14 protein-coding genes are annotated in these 18,791 nt (G+C 69.0%); 5 read left to right on the top strand and 9 right to left on the bottom strand.

Going from position 1 to position 18,791, the window contains the following annotated elements; all coding sequences use genetic code 11:
- Window positions 1-8 precede the first annotated feature (8 nt).
- The 3 genes from murJ to Mth01_RS17380 form a co-directional block, all read right to left on the bottom strand.
- Window positions 9-1,607 carry a murein biosynthesis integral membrane protein MurJ gene (murJ, locus tag Mth01_RS17390; protein WP_204016914.1) on the bottom strand — a complete coding sequence of 533 codons (1,599 nt, stop codon included), beginning with the start codon at window positions 1,605-1,607 and terminating at the stop codon, window positions 9-11.
- Window positions 1,608-1,669: 62 nt separating this feature from the next.
- On the bottom strand, window positions 1,670-4,021 hold the full coding sequence (locus tag Mth01_RS17385) for a DUF6049 family protein (RefSeq protein ID WP_204016913.1): 2,352 nt from the start codon (window positions 4,019-4,021) through the stop codon (window positions 1,670-1,672).
- A gap of 46 nt (window positions 4,022-4,067) precedes the next feature.
- A complete protein-coding gene (locus Mth01_RS17380) occupies window positions 4,068-4,604 on the bottom strand; it encodes a hypothetical protein (protein WP_204016912.1) in 537 nt (178 codons plus the stop codon).
- Between the two features lie 144 nt (window positions 4,605-4,748).
- Between Mth01_RS17380 and Mth01_RS17375 the strand changes: the two genes are divergently transcribed.
- A complete protein-coding gene (locus Mth01_RS17375) occupies window positions 4,749-6,185 on the top strand; it encodes a CCA tRNA nucleotidyltransferase (RefSeq protein WP_204016911.1) in 1,437 nt (478 codons plus the stop codon).
- On the opposite strand, the gene Mth01_RS17370 is transcribed toward Mth01_RS17375, so the two are convergent.
- Together Mth01_RS17370 and Mth01_RS17365 are read right to left on the bottom strand one after the other, a co-directional pair.
- On the bottom strand, window positions 6,186-7,457 hold the full coding sequence (locus tag Mth01_RS17370) for an adenosylmethionine--8-amino-7-oxononanoate transaminase (protein ID WP_239089758.1): 1,272 nt from the start codon (window positions 7,455-7,457) through the stop codon (window positions 6,186-6,188).
- 52 nt (window positions 7,458-7,509) lie between these two features.
- Entirely contained in the window at window positions 7,510-8,826 is a 1,317-nt protein-coding gene (locus Mth01_RS17365; protein ID WP_204016910.1) for an MFS transporter, read from the bottom strand.
- 82 nt (window positions 8,827-8,908) lie between these two features.
- Here Mth01_RS17365 and idi point away from each other — a divergent pair, with 82 nt between their 5' ends.
- Entirely contained in the window at window positions 8,909-9,493 is a 585-nt protein-coding gene (gene idi / locus Mth01_RS17360; protein WP_204016909.1) for an isopentenyl-diphosphate Delta-isomerase, read from the top strand.
- 95 nt (window positions 9,494-9,588) lie between these two features.
- Here idi and Mth01_RS17355 read toward each other — a convergent pair whose 3' ends face one another.
- From Mth01_RS17355 to Mth01_RS17345, 3 genes are all read right to left on the bottom strand, one after another.
- Entirely contained in the window at window positions 9,589-10,668 is a 1,080-nt protein-coding gene (locus Mth01_RS17355; RefSeq protein WP_204016908.1) for an inositol-3-phosphate synthase, read from the bottom strand.
- A gap of 17 nt (window positions 10,669-10,685) precedes the next feature.
- Window positions 10,686-11,327 (bottom strand): PadR family transcriptional regulator, encoded by a 642-nt coding sequence (locus Mth01_RS17350; protein ID WP_239089757.1) that lies wholly within the window; start codon window positions 11,325-11,327, stop codon window positions 10,686-10,688.
- 787 nt (window positions 11,328-12,114) lie between these two features.
- Window positions 12,115-12,420, bottom strand: a complete 306-nt coding sequence (locus Mth01_RS17345) for a hypothetical protein (protein ID WP_204016906.1) — start codon at window positions 12,418-12,420, stop codon at window positions 12,115-12,117.
- A 12-nt stretch (window positions 12,421-12,432) separates the two neighbouring features.
- Here Mth01_RS17345 and Mth01_RS17340 point away from each other — a divergent pair, with 12 nt between their 5' ends.
- The 3 genes from Mth01_RS17340 to Mth01_RS17330 all read left to right on the top strand — a co-directional run bounded on the left by Mth01_RS17340 (window position 12,433) and on the right by Mth01_RS17330 (window position 17,833).
- The gene (locus Mth01_RS17340; protein ID WP_204016905.1) at window positions 12,433-14,985 is read left to right on the top strand and encodes a transglycosylase domain-containing protein; all 2,553 of its coding nucleotides are present in this window, start codon (window positions 12,433-12,435) and stop codon (window positions 14,983-14,985) included.
- A gap of 154 nt (window positions 14,986-15,139) precedes the next feature.
- Complete coding sequence (locus Mth01_RS17335; protein ID WP_204016904.1) at window positions 15,140-16,492, top strand: glycosyltransferase family 87 protein; 1,353 nt, start codon at window positions 15,140-15,142, stop codon at window positions 16,490-16,492.
- Window positions 16,493-16,606: 114 nt separating this feature from the next.
- A complete protein-coding gene (locus Mth01_RS17330) occupies window positions 16,607-17,833 on the top strand; it encodes a glycosyltransferase family 87 protein (protein ID WP_204016903.1) in 1,227 nt (408 codons plus the stop codon).
- 67 nt (window positions 17,834-17,900) lie between these two features.
- Here Mth01_RS17330 and Mth01_RS17325 read toward each other — a convergent pair whose 3' ends face one another.
- Complete coding sequence (locus Mth01_RS17325; RefSeq protein WP_204016902.1) at window positions 17,901-18,689, bottom strand: deoxyribonuclease IV; 789 nt, start codon at window positions 18,687-18,689, stop codon at window positions 17,901-17,903.
- Window positions 18,690-18,791 lie beyond the last annotated feature (102 nt).

Here is an 18,791-nt window from a genome sequence, read left to right as displayed (position 1 = left end):
GAGGACTCCTACCGTCCTACCCGGCTCGCCACAAGTCCAATGATGGAACCGACCTCGGGGACCCGCATCCGATGGGCCGTCAGCAGGTAGAGCAGCAGGCCCGCCCCGCCGCCCACGGCGAGCACGACCGCCGAGCTGACCGGGGTGATCCCGGCGATCTCCCGGACCAGCCAGAGCACGGCCAGCGCGACCGCCGACGCGGGGATCGCCGCGACGAACATCCGCGACAGCCCGGCCATCACCTCCCGGCCGCCCAGCCCGCCGGTCCGCCGGCTCGCCAGCGTCCACGCGACCCCACTCCCGATCACATATGTGATCAAGAAAGAGAACGCCATTCCGATCACGATGTACCGCACCGGAAGAACAAAATACGCGATGAGGCTTAACGTTGCGCTTATCGCGACATTTACCCCGGCGATGGCGGCCGGGGTTCGGGTGTCGCCAAAGCTGTAGAAGACCCGCAGCAGAAGCTGGAAGATCGAGAACGGCACCAGCGCGAGCCCGAAGACCATCAGCACATAGCCGATGTACAGGGCGCTGTCCACGGTCATGCGCCCCCACGAGAAGATCACTGTGGTGACCGCCGGGCCGAGCACCAGCAGCAGCAGGCTCGACGGGACGATCACCGATGACACCAGCCGGACGCCGGAGGCGAACTCCGCGCGCGCGGAGTCCAGGTCCCCCTCGGCGACGAACCTGCTCATCCTCGGCAGCATCGCCGTGATCACCGACACCGCGATGATTCCGTACGGGAGCTGGAAGAGTTGGTAGGCGTAGGCGTAGGCGCTGTTGCCGGCTCCCGCCGCCTGGCCGCCTGCCCCCGTGGAGAGCTTGGTTGTCACCCAGAAACCGAGCTGCGTCACGCCGACATAGACGAACGTCCAGACCGCCATCCTGGCCGCCTGACCGAGGCCGCTGCCGCGCAGGTCCAGCCGCGGCCGGAACCGGAAGCCGACCCGGTGCAGCGCGATGACGAGCACGATCGTCTGGGCGACGATGCCCGCCGTGGTGCCGAGACCCAGCAGCGCGAGCTGGCCGTACGTCACCTGCTCGATGTCGGCTGTGCCGATCTTCAGGTAGGCGACCAGCATGCCGATCTGCACGATGTTGTTGAGCACCGGCGCCCACATCGGGGCGCCGAACCTGTCGCGGGTGTTCAGGATCGCCCCGGCCATGGCCCCGATGCCGAGGAGCGCGATCTGCGGCAGCAGGAACCGCGCCAGCGTGGCGGCCACGTCGACCTTGTGCGCCGACCAGTTCGCCGCCGTGTAGAGCTCCATGATCGGATGGGCGATCAGCACGCCGACCACGGCGACCCCGGCCAGCACGACCACCGCCAGCGTCATCAGACGCTGCTCGAAGGCCTGCCCGCCGTCGGCGTCGTTCTGCTGCGCCCGGACGATCAGTGGGACGATCACGCTGCTCAGCACGCCCTGCAGCAGCAGGTCGAACAGGATGAGCGGGATCATGTAGGCCGCGTTGTAGGCGTCGCCGAGCGCCCAGGTGCCGATGGCCGCCGCGAGCAGCGCCGTACGCAGGAAGCCGGTGAGCCGCGAGACCATCGTGCCGGCCGCCATGATCGCACCGGCTCGGAGCATCCTGCTCATGTCATTCCTTCAGCTCGCGACGGACGGCCTTCGCCGAGGACTCCCCCGGCGACCACGGCCAACTATGCCGGGGGCTTGTCCCCCCGATCGACCTCGACCGGTACGGCCCGCACATGACCGGGCGGCGCCTGACCGGGCGGCGCCGCATCGGATGGCGTCGCGTCCGGCGGCGCGGGGCCGCCATCGGGCGCGCCGAACGGGAAGGCCCTGCGTGACCGGCGACGCAGGACGCGCATCACGACCGCGGCCAGCATGATGACAAGGGCGGCGCCCACGATGACGATGGCGATGCCGGTGTAGTCGGTGGTCCGGACGGTCACGTGCACCGCCTTGCCGTACCGCTTGCCCTCCGCGGTCAGGACCTGGATGGAGATGGTCGCCTCGCCGCCGCCGCCCCCCGGCACGGTCACCGGCACGTTCACGAGTTGGGTGCGGTCGCGCAGCACGGTGATGGGCTCGGTCTCGTAGAAGCCGTCCACGATCGCGAGCCGCGACTCGTCGTCGGACGTTACACGGATCTTGATGGTGACGTCGCTGTCCAGCTTGTTCGCCACGCTGACCGGCACCTGACCGTCCGCGCCGGCCACGGCCCTGGGGGTGTCGATCACCGACACCCTGCGTAGGCGGTCTTCGATCGACGACTCCACCTGCTTGGCGAAGGCGTGCGCCCGCTTGCGATCGGTCCGCCAGGCGGACGCGGTCAGCCGCAGGATGGCCTCGTGGAAGAGCTGGTCCTGCTCCGTGGTGACCGTGGACACCGCGTCGGCTTCCTGCCCGAGCCTGCGCACCGTGCCCAGGTAGGAGTGGCGCAGCTCGGCCTGCCTGTCCTGGTCGGTGTAGCTGAAATCGGAGCGTGCCGCCCGGGTCGGCTTCACCGAGTCGAGCGAAGTCATCCGCAGCCAGGGGGCGCCGGCGGCCGCCTGCAGCAGGGAGGAAACGAACGCGGGGTTGGGGTTCCAGGTCCGCGTCTCGGGTACGGCGACGACCGTCCGGGTCGGCTGAGCGCGCCCCGGCTCCGCCGCTTGTCCCGCCTGTCCCGCCTGTCCCGGCTGGCCGGCCCCCTCGAAGGCGATCATCGCGGTCTCGCCGAGGAACCGCTGACGGGCCAGCATGGCGCCGCCGGCGGCGGAGACGTCGGCGCCCAGGATCTGGCCCAGGGCGGGGTCGGCGAGCAGCGCGGTCACCGGGGTCTCGGCCACGGTGTCGACCCGCAGCGCGGCGTCGGGCGTGGACGAGGGAGCATTCGACTGCGGTGTCTGGATGGCGCCGGTCTGTGGTGTTCCGGTTTGGGCGGTTCCGGGGTCATCCGGTGGCGGCGACAGGAACGCGTCGCCGGACAGCAGGACCGACTTCACCCCGGACATCGCCAGTTCGTCGAGGGTGTCGCGGTCGAGCCGCCCGCCGGCGGGCCATGTCGTAGATGTCGGGACCTCCCTGCCGAGCACATCGGAGGCCACGCTCGAGCCCCGCCGGATCGCCGCGACGGCGGGCTCGTCCAGCTTGTTGTGCACCAGCGCCGCCAGGTCCGGATCGGCGTACGGCGTGGCCAGCACCGGCTTGCCGGACAGGGCGGTGCGCAGGTCGTCGAGCCACTTGCCGGCCGCGGGGTCGGCGGCCGCGCGCCGGATGCCGTCGCTCGTCTTGACCGTGTACGACCCGGCGGACGTCAGGCGCACGTCCTCCAGCAGGGCGGGATCGACGAACCAGGTCACGGTCTCGTGGCTTGTCTTGACCAGCTTCAGCAGGTTGGCCAGGCGGCCGGAGGCGACCGATCCGCGCAGGTCGTCGTCCATGAACGTGTTGTCGTCCGCCCGGTGGGGACGGTCGACGATCGGCATCGCGAGTGCGAGCCTGACCTTGGGGATCTGCTCGGCGTCCGCGGGCACGTACGGCAGGACCGTCCGGTCGATCGCGACCCGCTGGCCGGTCGCGGCGTCGAGGACCTCGATGGCCAGGGGATAGACCCCGGCGCGTGACATGCCCAGCTCCTGCGGCGTCACGCTGAACTCGAAGGGCAGCTTTCCCGACTGGTCGAGCTGGGTGACCTGGATCTTCGTCCGCCAGTTCGTCGTGACGTAACCGTCGTCGTCCAGGAAGGTCGCCAGCTCGGCCCGCGTCGCGAACGGCCGGCCCGGCGAGTAATGGATCCGGACCTGTACCGACGACTGGGGCGTCCCGGTCACGGCGCCGGAGACCGTGATGGGCGTGGCGGCCTCACGTGGGATCTCCGGCGTGACCTTCTCCACGACGAGGGGATCCGCCGGCGCCGTGGCGGCCACCGCGGTCGCGGCGGCTGCGGTCGCGGCGGCCGAGCCCGCCGCATGACGGTTCGAAGCGGCGACAGCCGTACCGGCCATGCCCGCGGGAGCGAGCACGGCGGTCAGCAGGGTCAGCAGCGCGGCCTTACGGATCATGCGCGGGCCGGCGATGAGGAACGGCGCACGCCCAGAATGCTATGGCCTATGTCGTCCGCATAGGACTGGCCAGCCTCACGAGTCCCGTCTGACGTGCTGTTTCAAGATCTACTCGCTTGCCCGATATCTGGTTGAAAAGGTGGATTGCCCGGATTCGCAGCGCCGTACGGCGCTCGCCCGTGGCGGTGTGCACGAATTCGCCCGGATCGAGATGCTCGACCATGCGCTGGTCGACGAGGACCCTGAGATCGTCGGGGAGCAGCAGCGGGCAGACCAGCCGGTCGGGGTAGTCGGTGACCGAGTTCACCAGGAACGACGAGGCCGGCCGTACGTCACGGGCGTGCAGCACCGCTCCGACGGCCTGCGGCGTGGGGTGGGCGGCGACGGCCCCGACCACGGCCACCGGCTCCATGCGGCCTCGGGTCGGCACTTCGAAAACGGAAACGCGGGCACACGACTCAGGAGTCGCATCGAGCATCTCGGGGAGCTCGTCGGCGCATGTCAAGGGCCGCGGAAGACGTACGATCTCATGGTGGATCTGGCGGGCGAGGAGCCGGCGGTGAATCGCGAGAGCGTCCTTCATCTCGTGTGCTCCTTGCGTCGTCCAGCGCTCCCAACCGACCTCAGGGGGTGTCCCTGGTGCTCGCTAGGTGTATGTCTCCCCTAGGCGACACCAAAGGGCATTCGGGGGGAGAACCTGTTCCGTGACCGAAGGACCTACCCAGCCGTGTCCGTTTCAAATCTGACCGAGAGCCAGCGGCGAGCCGTCGACGAGCTGTTCCGTCGGCTCGCCCCCGTGGCCGACGAACTCGGCGAGCTGTTCGTGGCGCGCGGGCACGAACTGGCCCTGGTCGGCGGCTCCGTGCGTGACGTCTTCCTCGGCCGCATCGGCAACGATCTCGACCTGACGACGGACGCCCGTCCGGAACAGGTGCTGGAGATCGTCAAAGACTGGGCCGACGCGGTGTGGACGATCGGGATCGACTTCGGCACCGTCGGCGTCCGCAAAGGCGGCTGGCTGCTCGAGATCACCACATATCGCACCGAGTCGTACGATCCGGCGTCGCGCAAGCCCGACGTCGAGTACGGCGACACGCTCGACGGCGATCTCGCCCGCCGCGACTTCGCGGTCAACGCGATGGCGGTCCGGCTGCCGAGCCACGAGTTCGTGGACCCCCACGGAGGGCTGCCCGACCTCGCCGCGAAGGTGCTGCGTACGCCGGCGAGTCCGGAACAGTCGTTCGACGACGACCCGCTGCGCATGCTGCGGGCCGCCAGGTTCGCCTCGCAGCTCGGCTTCAGCGTGGACGCCGGAGTGGTCGAGGCGATGGCCGCGATGGCGGGCCGGATCGAGATCGTGTCCGCCGAGCGCATCCGGGACGAACTCGACAAGCTGCTGCTGGGGTCGCGGCCGCGAGCCGGGCTGTCGCTGCTCGTCGAGACCGGCCTGGCCGCCCATGTCCTGCCCGAGCTGCCGAAGCTCCGGCTGGAGATCGACGAGCACCATCGGCACAAGGACGTCTACGAGCACACGCTGATCGTGCTCGAGCAGGCCATCGGCCTGGAGACCGGCGGCCCGGACCGGGTGCTGCGGTGGGCCGCGCTGCTGCACGACATCGGCAAGCCGAAGACCCGCCGCAACGAGCCGGGGGGCCGGGTCTCGTTCCACCATCACGAGGTGGTGGGGGCGCAGATGACGAAGAAGCGGCTGACCGAGCTGCGCTTCCCCAAAGACGTCGTGGCCGACGTGTCGCGGCTGGTGGAGCTGCACCTGCGCTTCCACGGGTACGGCACGGCGGGGTGGACCGACAGCGCGGTCCGGCGGTACGTGCGCGACGCCGGGCACCTGCTGGAGCGGCTGCACAAGCTGACCAGGGCCGACTGCACGACCCGCAACAAGCGCAAGGCGGCGGCGCTGTCGCGGACCTACGACCAGCTCGAGGAGCGCATCGCCCGGCTGGCGGAGGAGGAGGAGCTCGCCAAGATCCGGCCGGAGCTGGACGGCAACGAGATCCAGGAGATCCTCGGGCTCCCCCCGGGCCCCGTGATCGGCCAGGCCTACAAGCACATGCTGGAGATCCGTATGGATGAAGGGGTGATCGGCAAGGAGGCCGCCCGCGAGTCCCTGCTCAAGTGGGCCCGCGACAACGACCTCCTGCCATGATCACCCTGATGTGGCGGCGGTGACCATGGCTTTGGTGATGGTCGTGATGTCGTCGGGGGTGCAGGCGTAGGGCGGCATCGTGTAGATCAGGTGGCCGAACGGTCGGAGCCAGACGCCCTGGCGCATCACGATGTCCTGAATTTTGGCGACATTGACGGGGTCGACCATCTCGATCACCCCGATCGCGCCGAGGACCCGGACGTCACGCACCCCGGGGTGCCCGGCGGCCGGCGCGAGGCCGTCGAGCAGCCCGGCCTCGATCCGCTTGACCTCCTCCCGCCACGGACGCTCGCCCAGCAGGCCGAGTGAGGCGCCGGCGACCGCCGTCGCGAGCGGATTGCCCATGAAGGTCGGCCCGTGCATCAGCACGCCGATGGCGTCGGCCACCGGCGCCGTGCACAGGGTCGCGGCGAGCGTCAGGTATCCGCCGGTCAGCGCCTTGCCCAGGCACATGATGTCGGGGCGGATCCCGGCGTGGTCGCAGCCGAACAGCTCCCCGGTACGGCCGAAGCCGGTCGCGATCTCGTCGGCGATCAGCAGGATGCCGTGCTCGTCGGCCAGCTCGCGCAGCCGCCGCAGGTAGGCCGGGTGATAGAAGCGCATGCCGCCGGCGCCCTGCACGATCGGCTCGACGATGATCGCGGCCAGCTCGTCCGCGTGCGCCGCCACGAGTGAGGACAGCTCCGCCAGGTAGGCCTCGTCATACCGGGCCGGTGGAACAGGTCCGAAGACGTGGCTCGGCAGCACGCCGGAGAACAGGTGGTGCATGCCGTTCACCGGATCGCAGGCCGCCATCGCGCCGAACGTGTCGCCGTGGTAGCCGCCCCGGACGGTGAACAGCCTGGTCCGGCCGGGGTGGCCGGTCGCCGCCGCGTACTGCAGGGCCATCTTGATCGCGACCTCGACGGCCACCGAGCCGGAGTCGGCCAGAAAGACGCGGTCCAGCCCGGTCAGCTCGACCAGCATCCGCGCGAGCCGTACGGCGGGCTCGTGGGTGAGACCGCCGAACATGACATGTGCCATGTCGTCGAGCTGGTCGCGGATGGCCTGGTTCAGCCTCGGGTGGTTGTACCCGTGGATGGCCGCCCACCACGACGACATGCCGTCGACGACCTCCCTGCCGTCCGCGAGCGTGAGCCGTACGCCACGGGCGGCGCGGACCGCGTGCACGGGCACATGGGACGGCACCGCCGCGGGCACGCCGGACGGCACCGCGGCGTACGGATGCCAGACGTGCTCGCGGTCCAGTCGCAGGATGTCCTCAGCTTCCACGGCACCCACCCTAACCTGGGCGTACGTCCAGACCCTGGTGACGCGTACGGCGTCAGGCGGTCTGACGTTCGGTCGGCGACGCCGGCGGGCTCGCGGGGGCGGCGGCGGGGACGATCAGCCGGTAGGTCAGGGCGCCCAGCAGATAACAGACGCTGATCACGCCCAGAGCCAGGTAGGACCTGCCGTCCGGAGGCAGCATCGCGGCCGCCAGTGCGGCGCCCATGACGGTCGTGACGTTGAACAGCATGTCGTAGATGGAGAAGATCCGGCCGAGGAAGGCGTCGTCCACATCGCGCTGTACGACGGTGTCGGCGCAGATCTTCACGCTCTGCCCGGCGACGCCCAGCAGCAGGCCCGCGACGATGAACGCCCACTCATGGAAGGTCGCGAACAGCGCGAACTCCACCACCGCGCAGGCGGTGAGCATGGCGGGAACCCACGTCTCGATCCGGAACCGGTCGGTCGCCCACGGCGTGACCGGCATGGCCAGGAAGAAGCCGACGCCCGTCGCCGCGCCGACCAGCGTGATGCCCTTGAGCGCGGCATCCACGTCGTCGGTCGTGAAGTAGTAGCGATAGAGCATGACCGCCATCGCCAGCGACATCCCGAACAGGAGCCGGTAGGTGGCCATGGCGCCCAGGGTCGCGGCCGCTCTGCGCCGCCGTACGACATGCCGGGCGCCGTCGGCGAGGCCGCGCAGGACGATCCGTACGGCCTCGCCGGCCGGGGGTCGCGCCGCGTCGTACGCCGGCCCGAGCAGGGAACGCTCCATGGTCGCCGCGATGATCGCGGACAGGCCGAAGGACAGGCCGGAGATCACGAGCAGTGCCGCCGTGCCCCCGTGACCCGAACCGAAGATCAGGCGGAGCAGGAACGCGACGCCCATGCCGACGGCGGTGAGGACCGTGCCCGACGTGGGGGTGATGGCGTTGGCCATGATGAGCCGTTCCGGCGGCACCACGTGGGGCAGCGACGCGCCGAGCGCCGCGAGGAAGAACCGGTTCACGGCGAGCACGGCGAGGGCCGCGCCGTAGAAGGCCTCGTCCGGGACGCTCAAGGCCACCAGACCGGCCGTCAGCAGCAGCAGTGTTCCCCGCACGAGAGGCGCGACGACCAGGATCTGCCGCCGCGACCAGCGGTCGATCAGGACGCCGACGAAGGGCCCGAACACGCTGTACGGCAGGAACAGCACGGCCATGGCCACGGCCATCTCGGCGGCCGTGGCCTGCTTTTCCGGGCTGAAGAACGCGTAACCCGCCACCGCGAACTGGAAGATCCCGTCCGAGAACTGCGACACGAGACGGGTGCCGAAAAGCCGGCGGAAATCCCGGCCCTCGAGGAGCACGCGCAGATCCGAGACGAAGGACACGCACACAGCCTACGCGGGCGATCAGGCCACGGATATCGGGAACATCCCTGAGATGAGAACATGATCACGTAGTCTCGGAGGCGTGACCTCTGACGAACATGTCGTACTGCTCGACGGTGAGGGCAACCCGATCGGCACCGCTTCCAAGTGGACGATCCATGGCGCCGAGACCCCGCTCCATCTCGCGTTCTCCAGCTACGTCTTCGACGAGCACGGGCAGGTGCTGCTGACCCGGCGGGCCGGGCACAAGCTCACCTGGCCGGACCAGTGGACCAACAGTTGCTGCGGGCACCCGCTGCCGGGCGAACCGGTCCGGTCGGCGGTGATCCGCCGGCTCTCCTTCGAGTTGGGGCTGCGGGTGGACTCCGTCGATCTGCTGCTGCCACGCTTCGCCTACCGCGCCGCGATGGACAACGGGATCGTGGAGAACGAGATGTGCCCCGTCTTCCGGGTCCTCGCCTCGTCGGATGCCACGCCCAACCCGGAGGAGGTCGGCGCGGCCCGCTGGCTGCCCTGGAAGCAGTACGTCGACGAGGTCCTGAGCGGCGAGATTCCGATCTCCCCGTGGGCCGGGGAGCAGTTGCCGCTGCTCGTCTCGCTCGGCCCCGACCCACTGGCCTGGCCGGTGGCCGACCCGGCCGACCTACCGCCGGCCGCCCGTCTCTGACGGCTCCGTCTCTGACAGTTCCGTCTCTGAGGCACAGAAACAGAAACGCCCCGGCTCGGGCTGAGCCGGGGCACCGTACGGCACGGCGGCGCGGATCAGCGCTCGGCCTCGCCGCGGATGAAGTTCTCGACCGCTTCACGGGCGGCGTCGTCGGAGTACTGCTCCGGCGGCGACTTCATGAAGTACGACGAGGGCGACAGCAGCGGCCCGCCGATCCCCCGGTCAAGAGCGATCTTGGCGGCGCGCACCGCGTCGATGATGATGCCTGCGGAGTTGGGCGAGTCCCAGACCTCCAGCTTGTACTCCAGGTTCAGCGGGGTGTCGCCGAAGGAACGGCCCTCCAGGCGGACGTACGCCCACTTGCGGTCGTCGAGCCACGGCACGTGGTCGGACGGGCCGATGTGCACGTCGGCCTTGGCCATCTCGTGCGGGATCTGCGACGTGACCGACTGCGTCTTGGAGATCTTCTTGGACTGGAGGCGGGTGCGCTCCAGCATGTTCATGAAGTCCATGTTGCCGCCGAAGTTGAGCTGGTACGTGCGCAGCAGCTCGACCCCGCGGTCCTCGAACAGCTTGGCCATCACGCGGTGGGTGATGGTCGCGCCGACCTGGGACTTGATGTCGTCGCCCACGATCGGGACGCCGGCCTCGGTGAACTTGGCGGCCCACTCCGGGTCGGAGGCGATGAAGACGGGCAGGGCGTTGACGAACGCCACCTTGGCGTCGATCGCGCACTGGGCGTAGAAGCGGTCGGCCTCCTCCGAGCCCACCGGCAGGTAGGAGACCAGGACGTCGACCCGGGCGTCCCTGAGTGCCTGGACGACGTCCACCGGCTTCTCGTCGGACTCCTCGATGATCTCCTGGTAGTACTCGCCGAGACCGTCGAAGGTGGGTCCGCGCTGCACAGTGACGCCGAGCGGCGGCACGTCGCAAATCTTGATCGTGTTGTTCTCGGAGGCGACGATCGCCTCGGAGAGATCTCGGCCGACCTTCTTGGCGTCCACGTCGAACGCGGCGACGAACTCCACGTCTCCGACGTGATAATCGCCGAAGCGCACGTGCATCAGGCCCGGCACTCGGCTGCTCGGATCCGCGTCCCTGTAGTAATGGACACCCTGCACCAGCGAAGCGGCGCAGTTCCCCACGCCGACGATGGCTACGCGCACCGAACCCATAGCACTCGCTCCTTTACTTATCCATCAGCCTCGGGCGAGTCCGCCCTCTGATCTCTGTCCTGCACGGCTCGCGCGGGATCGGCGGCCTCGCCGGCGGCGCTGCTCCGCCGTTCCGAGTCGATGAGCTCGTTGAGCCAGCGGACCTCCCGTTCGACCGACTCCAGTCCGTGGTGCTGCAGCTCAAGGGTGTAGCGGTCGAGCCGCTCCCTTGTGCGAGCCAGAGCCGTACGGACACGTTCGAGTCGTTCCTCCAGGCGGCTGCGGCGGCCCTCGAGAATGCGCAGCCGTACCTCCGCCTCGGCATGGCGGAAGAAGGCGAAGTGGATGCCGAAGCTCTCGTCCTCCCAGGCGGACGGACCCGCCTGGGTGAGGAGCTCGTGCAGCCGCTCCTTGCCCTCCGCGGTCAGCTTGTAGACGATCTTCGATCGTCGACCGAGGACGGTGTCCTCCGGAGGCTCCTCCTCTGTGATGAGACCGTCGCCCAGTAGACCGCGGAGACACGGGTACAGGGACCCGTAGGAGAACGCACGGAACATCCCGAGCAGGGTGTTGAGCCGTTTGCGCAGCTCATAGCCGTGGAGCGGGGTCTCGTGCAGCGATCCCAGGACGGCGAGCTCGAGAAGAGCGCTTCGTGAACCGGAGCCCGTCACTGGAACCACCTCCTATGCCTGACCGATGTATCGAGCCGATACATCGGCAGAATACGTCGGCGCGTTATATAGCGCAACGTGTCAACGATTGGGCAAGTTTCAGCAAATCGCCGTAATCTGACCACTTATGGGGAAGCAGTGGCCAGCCGGACAGGTCGGGCGGGACGGGCCGGTGGACCACACCGACACCGGCGACCGGTCGGCCGCCCTCGCGACCACGACTGCAGTCGTCTGCCCGGCGCGTATCGCTTTCAACGTGAGTAATGTCACACCGACCTACCGGGACGAATCGCCGCACCTGGTGGACCAGGTCACCGTCGCCGCGCCCATATCCCGTGGTGGCGTAAGTACGGTGAATCCCGAGTCTCCGTGCCGGAGGTCTGACATGGTTGTTCCAGGAACCACCTGGCGGTCTCGTTCGGCCCCTTCGGTAGCCGATCCCCGGGCTCCTCTCTGCAGGGCGACCCCACCTTCAGGAGGAACTCCCCCCGGCCCTCGGCCGACATCGACGAATTCCCTGAAGACCTGACGAGGACGCGTGACTAACAGCAGCTATGGACCGGAGCCGACCGGCCGCCCCGAGGATCCCTCGGGCCCCGACGGATCGCCCCGACCCGGGCGCCGCCGTCGCACGCCCCGGGAAACTGACGAGTACGGAGATCCCTCCGCCGGACGGGGCCGAGACCCTCGGCAGCCCCACTTCCAGCAGCCCAATCCCCAACACGAGGGGCAGCCGACGGCCCGCCATCCCCGTCCCACGCCCAACCCCCGTCCCGTACCCCATCCGCAGGGCCCGTCACATCCCCAGGCCGCTCTCCCGCAAACGGGGCAGCGTGCCGTACGGCCCGGCGCGCCGCCCCGGCAGGCGCCCGGCGGCCGTCGCATGGACGCGGCGTTCGAGGACACCGCGGCCATGAACGCGGTGGCGATGAACGCGGCCCCGCCGCCTCCGCAGCAGGATCGGCAGGGACGACAGGGCCCGGGACGCCCTCAGGAGCCGGCTCGGCGCCCCGGCCCGGGCGGCAGGCCCGGCGGTGGTCCCGGTGGTCCTGGTGGTCTCGGCGGCCCGGGTGGCGAGGAGCGTACCCAGATCACCACGCAAGGGGCGATGGGGATGCCCCCCGGTGCCGGCGGCGGTCCCCGGCGAGAGTTCGGGGCGCAGGAGACGGAGATCATGCCCTCGGGCGGGCGGCGGCGCAGACCCGGACGTGGCCGAGGTGGCCCGGGAGGCCCGGACGGCCCCGGCGGACCGGGTGGGCGCGGGCCGGAGGGTCCCGGTGGCCGTGGCCCCCGAGACCCGGGTGGCCCGGACGGTCCCGATGGCTTCGAGGATGACGAGAAGCCGCGCCGCTCCGGCTGGAAGCGCTTCATTCCGAGCTGGAAGCTCGTGCTGGCGAGCTGCGCCGTGCTCACCGCCGGCGTGTTCGGCATGATCGTGGTCGGCTACATGAACACCGAGTTGCCGTCGGAGCGGGACGCGCAGGAGACCGCGATCTCCCAGGGGAGCGTCTTCTACTACCGGGACGGCACGCCGATCGCCCGGCTCGGCACCAAGCGGACCAGGGTCTCGCTCGACCAGGTGCCCCAGCACGTCAGGGACGCGGTGGTCGCCGCGGAGAACCGCAGCTTCTATGAGGACTCCGGGATCGACCTCATGGGCATCGCCCGGTCGGTGTGGATGACGGCCACCGGCCAGCAGACCCAGGGCGGCTCCACCATCACCCAGCAGATGGCCCGCAACTACTTCGACACGCTCAACCGAGATGTGACGATCAAGCGGAAGGTCACCGAGATCTTCATCTCGGTGAAGCTGGACAAGGAGTGGACCAAGGACAAGGTCCTCGAGTACTACCTGAACACAGTGCCCTTCGGCCGCAACACCTATGGCATCGAGGCAGCCGCCAAGGAGTTCTTCCGCAAGAGCGCGAAGGAACTGACCGTGGCACAGGGGGCCTACCTGGCCGGCCGCATCCAGCGGCCCGGCGACTTCGACAAGCAGGAGGACGCGGGCAACTTCGCCGGCACCCAGGAGCGGTTCAACTACGTCATCAAAGACGGCATGGCCCACATGACGGATGAGAACGGCAAGCTCAAGTATCCGGACATCGCGGCCACGGCCAAGTTCCCCAAGCCGAAACCGCAGCGGGTGTCCGAGGCGTTCGGCGGCATCAAGGGCTACATGCTCGAAGTGGCCCTCCGCGAACTGAAGTCACGGGGTATCCAGCGCAGCGACGTCGACAACGGTGGCTACAAGATCTACACCACGTTCGACAAGAAGCTCATGCAGGAGGCGAAGAAAGCCGTCAACGGCGTCACCTCGGGCATGTCGAAGGAGTTCCACGCGGGCCTTGCCGCCGTGGACCCCCGGAACGGACAGGTTCTGGCATTTTACGGCGGCGACGACTATCTCAACGACCCCTGGAACGAGCCGTTCGACTCCCGGAAACAGGCGGCCTCGGCGTTCAAGCCGTATGTCCTGGCGGCCTGGCTGGAGGCAGGTTTCAGCCTCAACAGCTTGGTCCCCGGTAACAGGACGGTGCCGGAGAAGTTGCCCGGCACCACACCCATCACCAACGGACACCGCGAACGGGAAGCGGTCGACGTGATCCACGCGACGGCGGCGTCCATCAACACAGCCTTCGCGTCCATGGCGTTCGCACTGCCCGGACAGCTGGATGACTTGAGGGCGCTCGCCGAGGCGGCGGGGATCAGCAAGAAGGCCCTCGATGAAGACGAGAAGGGCGCTCGGGGTGAGAGCGGCCACGGCTATCAGCTCGCGATCGGCAGTGTCGGAGTCACGCCTGTCGAGCAGGCCGCCGGCTATTCGATCTTCGCTAACCAGGGTAAGCACGTCGATGCCCACGTGATCAAAGAGGTCAAGCAGGGCAAGACTGTCGTCCTCAAGGAGAAAAGGGACGTCAGGCAAGTCATCTCCCCTGACGCCGCGGCTGATTCGACCGCGGCGATGGAGCAGGTCCTCAAGAGCGGTACCGCGGCCGGCAAGGGGATCGGCCGTCCGGCGGCCGGCAAGACCGGCACCAACAACAAGGAGAAAGAGGCCTGGTTCGTCGGTTTCACTCCCCAGTTGTCCACAGCGGTGGGCATGTACCGGGAGCAGTGCAAGACGAAGAGCGGCAAGATCGTCCAACCGCAGCATGCCAACTGCCCGATCACGCCCAACGGCAAGCCGAGCAAGAAGTACGGCCTGCAGAACCCTTACTCGAAGTCCTTCGAGACGTCGCTGGGGTTCGAGGGTGCGGGTCCGCCGACCAGCATCTGGCGCAACTTCATGATGGCGGCCCATGAGGGCAAGCAGGTCGAGCAGTTTCCGCCGAAGGCGGGGATCGGCATGCCGGAGAACATCGCGCCGAGTCCGTCGCCGACTCCGGAGCCGACGGACGGCTTCCCGACGGATGGCTTCCCGACCGACGATTTCCCGACCGACGATTTCCCGACGGACGATTTCCCGACGGGTCCCCCGCCCGGGCCCAACGATTCCCAGTGCCTGCCGGATGATCCGGCCTGCGGCGACAACGGTGTCCTGGAACTCCAGAGTGAGGGCGGTCGGCCCGTCGGCGGTGACCAACCGCCAGGGAACGGCGCCCCCGCCGCGGTCGCGGCCACACCGGTCCAATCGGCGGGCAAGCGCAGGGGCAGCGCCGGGTAACGCCGGGTAGGCCACGACCACCCGCTCCCGACGCGAGGGGGCCCACGGAAGCGATGCCGTAGGCCCCCTCGCATGCCATGCCGAGCGGCACGCACCGGGGATCTCCAACGGCGGAGGTCGCCAAGCGACGGTCATTGATGGTGCAATACCGACCATGACGACCCGGACCACCACCCCCCCTGGCCCGCTGCCCGGATTCGCCGCGCGGATGGAGCCGTACCTGCCTCTCGCGCTTCTCGCGGGGCTCGGCGCCGTGCTCGCATACCTGTGGAAGTGGCCCTGCCGGTTCGGCGGCGTCTGGAACGGCGGCGCCGGGCAGTACACCCACTACTGCTACACGGACATCTATCCGCTGTTCTGGGCGGAGCACCTCAACGAGGGCAAGATCCCCTATGTCGACTATCCGGTGGAGTATCCGGTCGGCATCGGGGCGATCATGGAGTTCGCCCGGCGGCTCGCGGGCGGCGACGGCGTGCGTTTCTACGACGTCACCGTGCTGCTCATGGCCCTCTCGCTGATCGTCGGGGTGGTGTTCATGGCGGTGCTGGCCGGGTCGGGACGCCGCTGGGACGCGCTGTGGTACGCCGTCAGCCCGGCCGTCATCCTCACCGCGTACATCAACTGGGACCTCGCGGCCGGTGCGCTGGCGCTGGGCGGTCTGCTGGCCTGGGCCAGGAAGCTGGAATATCTCGCCGGAGTGCTGCTGGCGCTGGCGGTGGCGACGAAGTTCTATCCGCTGATGTTCTTCGGCGCGCTGTTCCTGCTCACGGTCCGTACGGCCAAATGGCTGCCGTTCCTGAAGACCGCGGCGGCGGCCGCCGGGACGTGGCTGCTGGTGAACGTCCCGGTCATGGCGATCAACTTCGAGGGTTGGAAGAGGTTCTACTCCTTCAGCAGCGAGCGCGGCGCCGACTGGGGGGGCCTGTGGTTCTTCTTCCAGGCGAAGCAGTGGGGCATCCTCGCCGACGCCGAGAAGCTGAACACGATGGCCATGGCCGCGCTGGCCGTACTGCTGCTGGGAGTGGCCGTGCTCGCCCTGGCCGCACCGCGCCGCCCGCGCCTGGCGCAGCTGTGCTTCCTCGCGCTCGCCGCCTTCATGATCACGAACAAGGTGTGGTCGCCGCAGTATGTGCTGTGGCTGGTGCCGTTCGCCGTGCTGGCCAGGCCCAGGTGGGGGGCGCTGGTCGCCTGGCAGATCGCCGAGTGCTGGTACTTCTTCTCGATCTGGCTCTACCTGACCGGCCGGATGCCGGAGTTCGCCGAGCAGGGCATCGGCGACACGCCGTACTTCCTGTCGATGTGGGCGAGGGCGATCACGATCGTCGTGCTGATGGCGCTCGTGGTGTGGGACATCCTCCGCCCCGAGCGTGACGCCGTACGGCAGTCCGGTGTGGACGACCGGTCCGGCGGCGTGTTCGACGGCGCCGAAGACCGCCTGACCCTGCGTTCCCTCATCAGGCCGAGTTCGGGAGCTCCGGCCATGAATCTTTCATCCGATTCTCGGTAGCCTGAGAGGAAGGCTCGCTGCGGCGGGGGAACTGATGCGGGGGCGGGGCCGCCGGTGCGAAACGGGCGTTCACAGCGTCGGTTATGGGGACGATCAAGGAGTCGGTCACGGCGGGTGCCGTGGTCGGTTCTCGTGGTGTGGGCGCTCACCCGGACAGTGCTGTTCCTCGCCGCGACGCAGGTCATCCCGGTCGGTCACGAGGGGTCGTTCGCGAACGACGTCCGGCTCTACCGTGACTGGTCGCAGGTCCTGCTGGGCGGGGAGTTCCCGGCCGGGGACGAGAAGTGGCAGTATCCGCCGTTCGCCGCGCCGCCCATGCTCGCGCCCCACCTGCTCCCGTTCGGTTATCGGACCGCGTTCCATCTGCTGGCCATCCTGTTCGACCTGGGCATCCTGCTGCTGCTGTGGCGGTTCTCCGTACGGCAGGCCGGCAGCCGTACGAGGGTGGGTCTGTGGGCCTGGACCATCGGGGCCGCGCTGCTCGGGCCGCTGCTGATCTCCAGATATGACCTGATGGTCACCTTCGTCGCGATCCTCGCGCTGACGGCGTCGGCGGATCCGGCCGTACGGGGATCGTTGATCGGGATCGGGCTCATCATCAAGGTGTGGCCGGTCGCGCTGCTCGCCGGACTGCGGCGCCGGCGGGAGCTGCTGACCGCCTCCGGGTCGATGCTCGCGGTCTCCGCGGTCGGCTGCGGCATCGCCGTACTGGTGATGCCGCACGCGCTCGACTTCCTCACCGCGCAGCGGGAGCGCGGGCTGCAGATCGAGTCCCTGGCGGCGACGCCGTTCGCACTGGCCCGGGCACTGGGCTGGTGGGACGGCTTCACCACCTACCAGCACGGTGCGATGGAGCTCGTGGGGCGGGGCGTCGGGACGGCGGAACGGGTGAGCCTGATCGCGACCCCGCTGGCGCTGGCGCTGCTGGCGGTGTGGTGGCTCCGGGCGGCCCCGACGGCGAGGTCGTTCTACGACGCCGCGCTGACCGCCGTGCTCTTCCTCGTGCTCACCAGCCGGGTCCTGTCCCCGCAGTACCTGATCTGGGTGATCGGCATCGCGGCCGTCGTGCTGACCGTACGCTCGGAGAGGCGGGGCGCGACCCAGAGGCCGGCCGCCTGGCTCGTGCTGGTCGCGGCGCTGCTCACCGGGATCATGTATCCGTGGGTGGAGGAGGACTACAGCTGGAGCGGTGAGCTGCCCGGAACCCTCGTGCTGGTCGCCCGCAATCTGGTGCTCGTCACCGCCGCGACCGTGTCGTTCATCCAACTGTGGCGCAGCACCCGCCGACGCCGGGCGGCCGTCGTCGAGCAGGAAGCGGCAGAGCTTCTACCCACTCGATGAGCGTCGCAATCCACCAAGTCTGTCCACAGCCTGTGGACAACCACCTCTCCCAGGTGGTGTTGTGGAGTTAGAGGTGCTTGCGTAGGAAGGCGATGTCGTCGGCCTGGCCCTCGAACGGGGTCTCGACCACGATCGGGGCCCCGGCCGCGCGGCAGACCTCGAGGATGTGCTCGGGATCGATCTGACCGGCCCCGAGGTTGGCGTGGCGGTCCGCACCGGAGTCGAAGGCGTCCCTGGAGTCGTTGCAGTGGATCAGGTCGATCCGGCCGGTGATCGCCTTCACCCGGTCGACCAGCCCCACGAGTTCCTCGCCGCCCGCGTGGAAGTGACAGGTGTCGAGGCAGAAGCCGACGACCGAGGGGTCCGACGCGCCGGAGGTGGCCGCGTCCCAGAGGCGGGCGATCCGGTCGAGCTTGCGCGCCATGGCGTTGCCGCCGCCCGCCGTGTTCTCGATCAGCACGGGGATCTCGCACTCCATGCGCTCGAAGACCTTGCGCCAGTTGTCGAACCCGACCTGGGGGTCGTCGCCCGCGTTGACGTGCCCGCCGTGGACGATCAGGCCCCTGGCGCCGATCGAGGCGGCGGCCTTCAGATGACCGTCGAGGAGCTTGCGGCTGGGGATCCTGATCCGGTTGTTGGCCGTCGCCACGTTGATCACGTACGGCGCGTGGATGTAGACGTCCACGTCCGAGTCGCGCAGAGCGGCGGCGGAGGCCGGGACGACCGGTCCCTTCCACCCCTGCGGGTCGCCGAGGAAGAACTGCACGACGTCGGCGTTCCTGGTGGCCGCGTGGGCCAGCGGGTCGTCCTGGTCGACGTGGGCACCGATGCGCTGTGGTCGCTGTGACGTCGTCACTTCTTCCCCTGTTCGTTGTGGAGGTACGTGTGGAGGGACATGTGAAGGTCGCCGCTACCGGTCCGGTCCGCCGGGCGGGATTTCCCGCGGGCGCCGACGTAC

Origin of the sequence: Sphaerimonospora thailandensis (genome assembly GCF_016863115.1) — a bacterium.
Lineage (GTDB): Bacteria > Actinomycetota > Actinomycetes > Streptosporangiales > Streptosporangiaceae > Sphaerimonospora > Sphaerimonospora cavernae.
This window is presented reverse-complemented; position numbering and strand designations above follow the sequence as displayed.

Excerpts from the sequence above, each read along its gene's own strand:
- Mth01_RS17355 (WP_204016908.1), bottom strand. The coding sequence starts at position 10,668 with ATGGGTTCGGTGCGCGTAGCCATCGTCGGCGTGGGGAACTGCGCCGCT.
- Mth01_RS17340 (WP_204016905.1), top strand. The coding sequence starts at position 12,433 with ATGCCCCCCGGTGCCGGCGGCGGTCCCCGGCGAGAGTTCGGGGCGCAG.
- Mth01_RS17335 (WP_204016904.1), top strand. The coding sequence starts at position 15,140 with ATGACGACCCGGACCACCACCCCCCCTGGCCCGCTGCCCGGATTCGCC.
- Mth01_RS17385 (WP_204016913.1), bottom strand. The coding sequence starts at position 4,021 with ATGATCCGTAAGGCCGCGCTGCTGACCCTGCTGACCGCCGTGCTCGCT.
- Mth01_RS17380 (WP_204016912.1), bottom strand. The coding sequence starts at position 4,604 with ATGAAGGACGCTCTCGCGATTCACCGCCGGCTCCTCGCCCGCCAGATC.
- murJ (WP_204016914.1), bottom strand. The coding sequence starts at position 1,607 with ATGAGCAGGATGCTCCGAGCCGGTGCGATCATGGCGGCCGGCACGATG.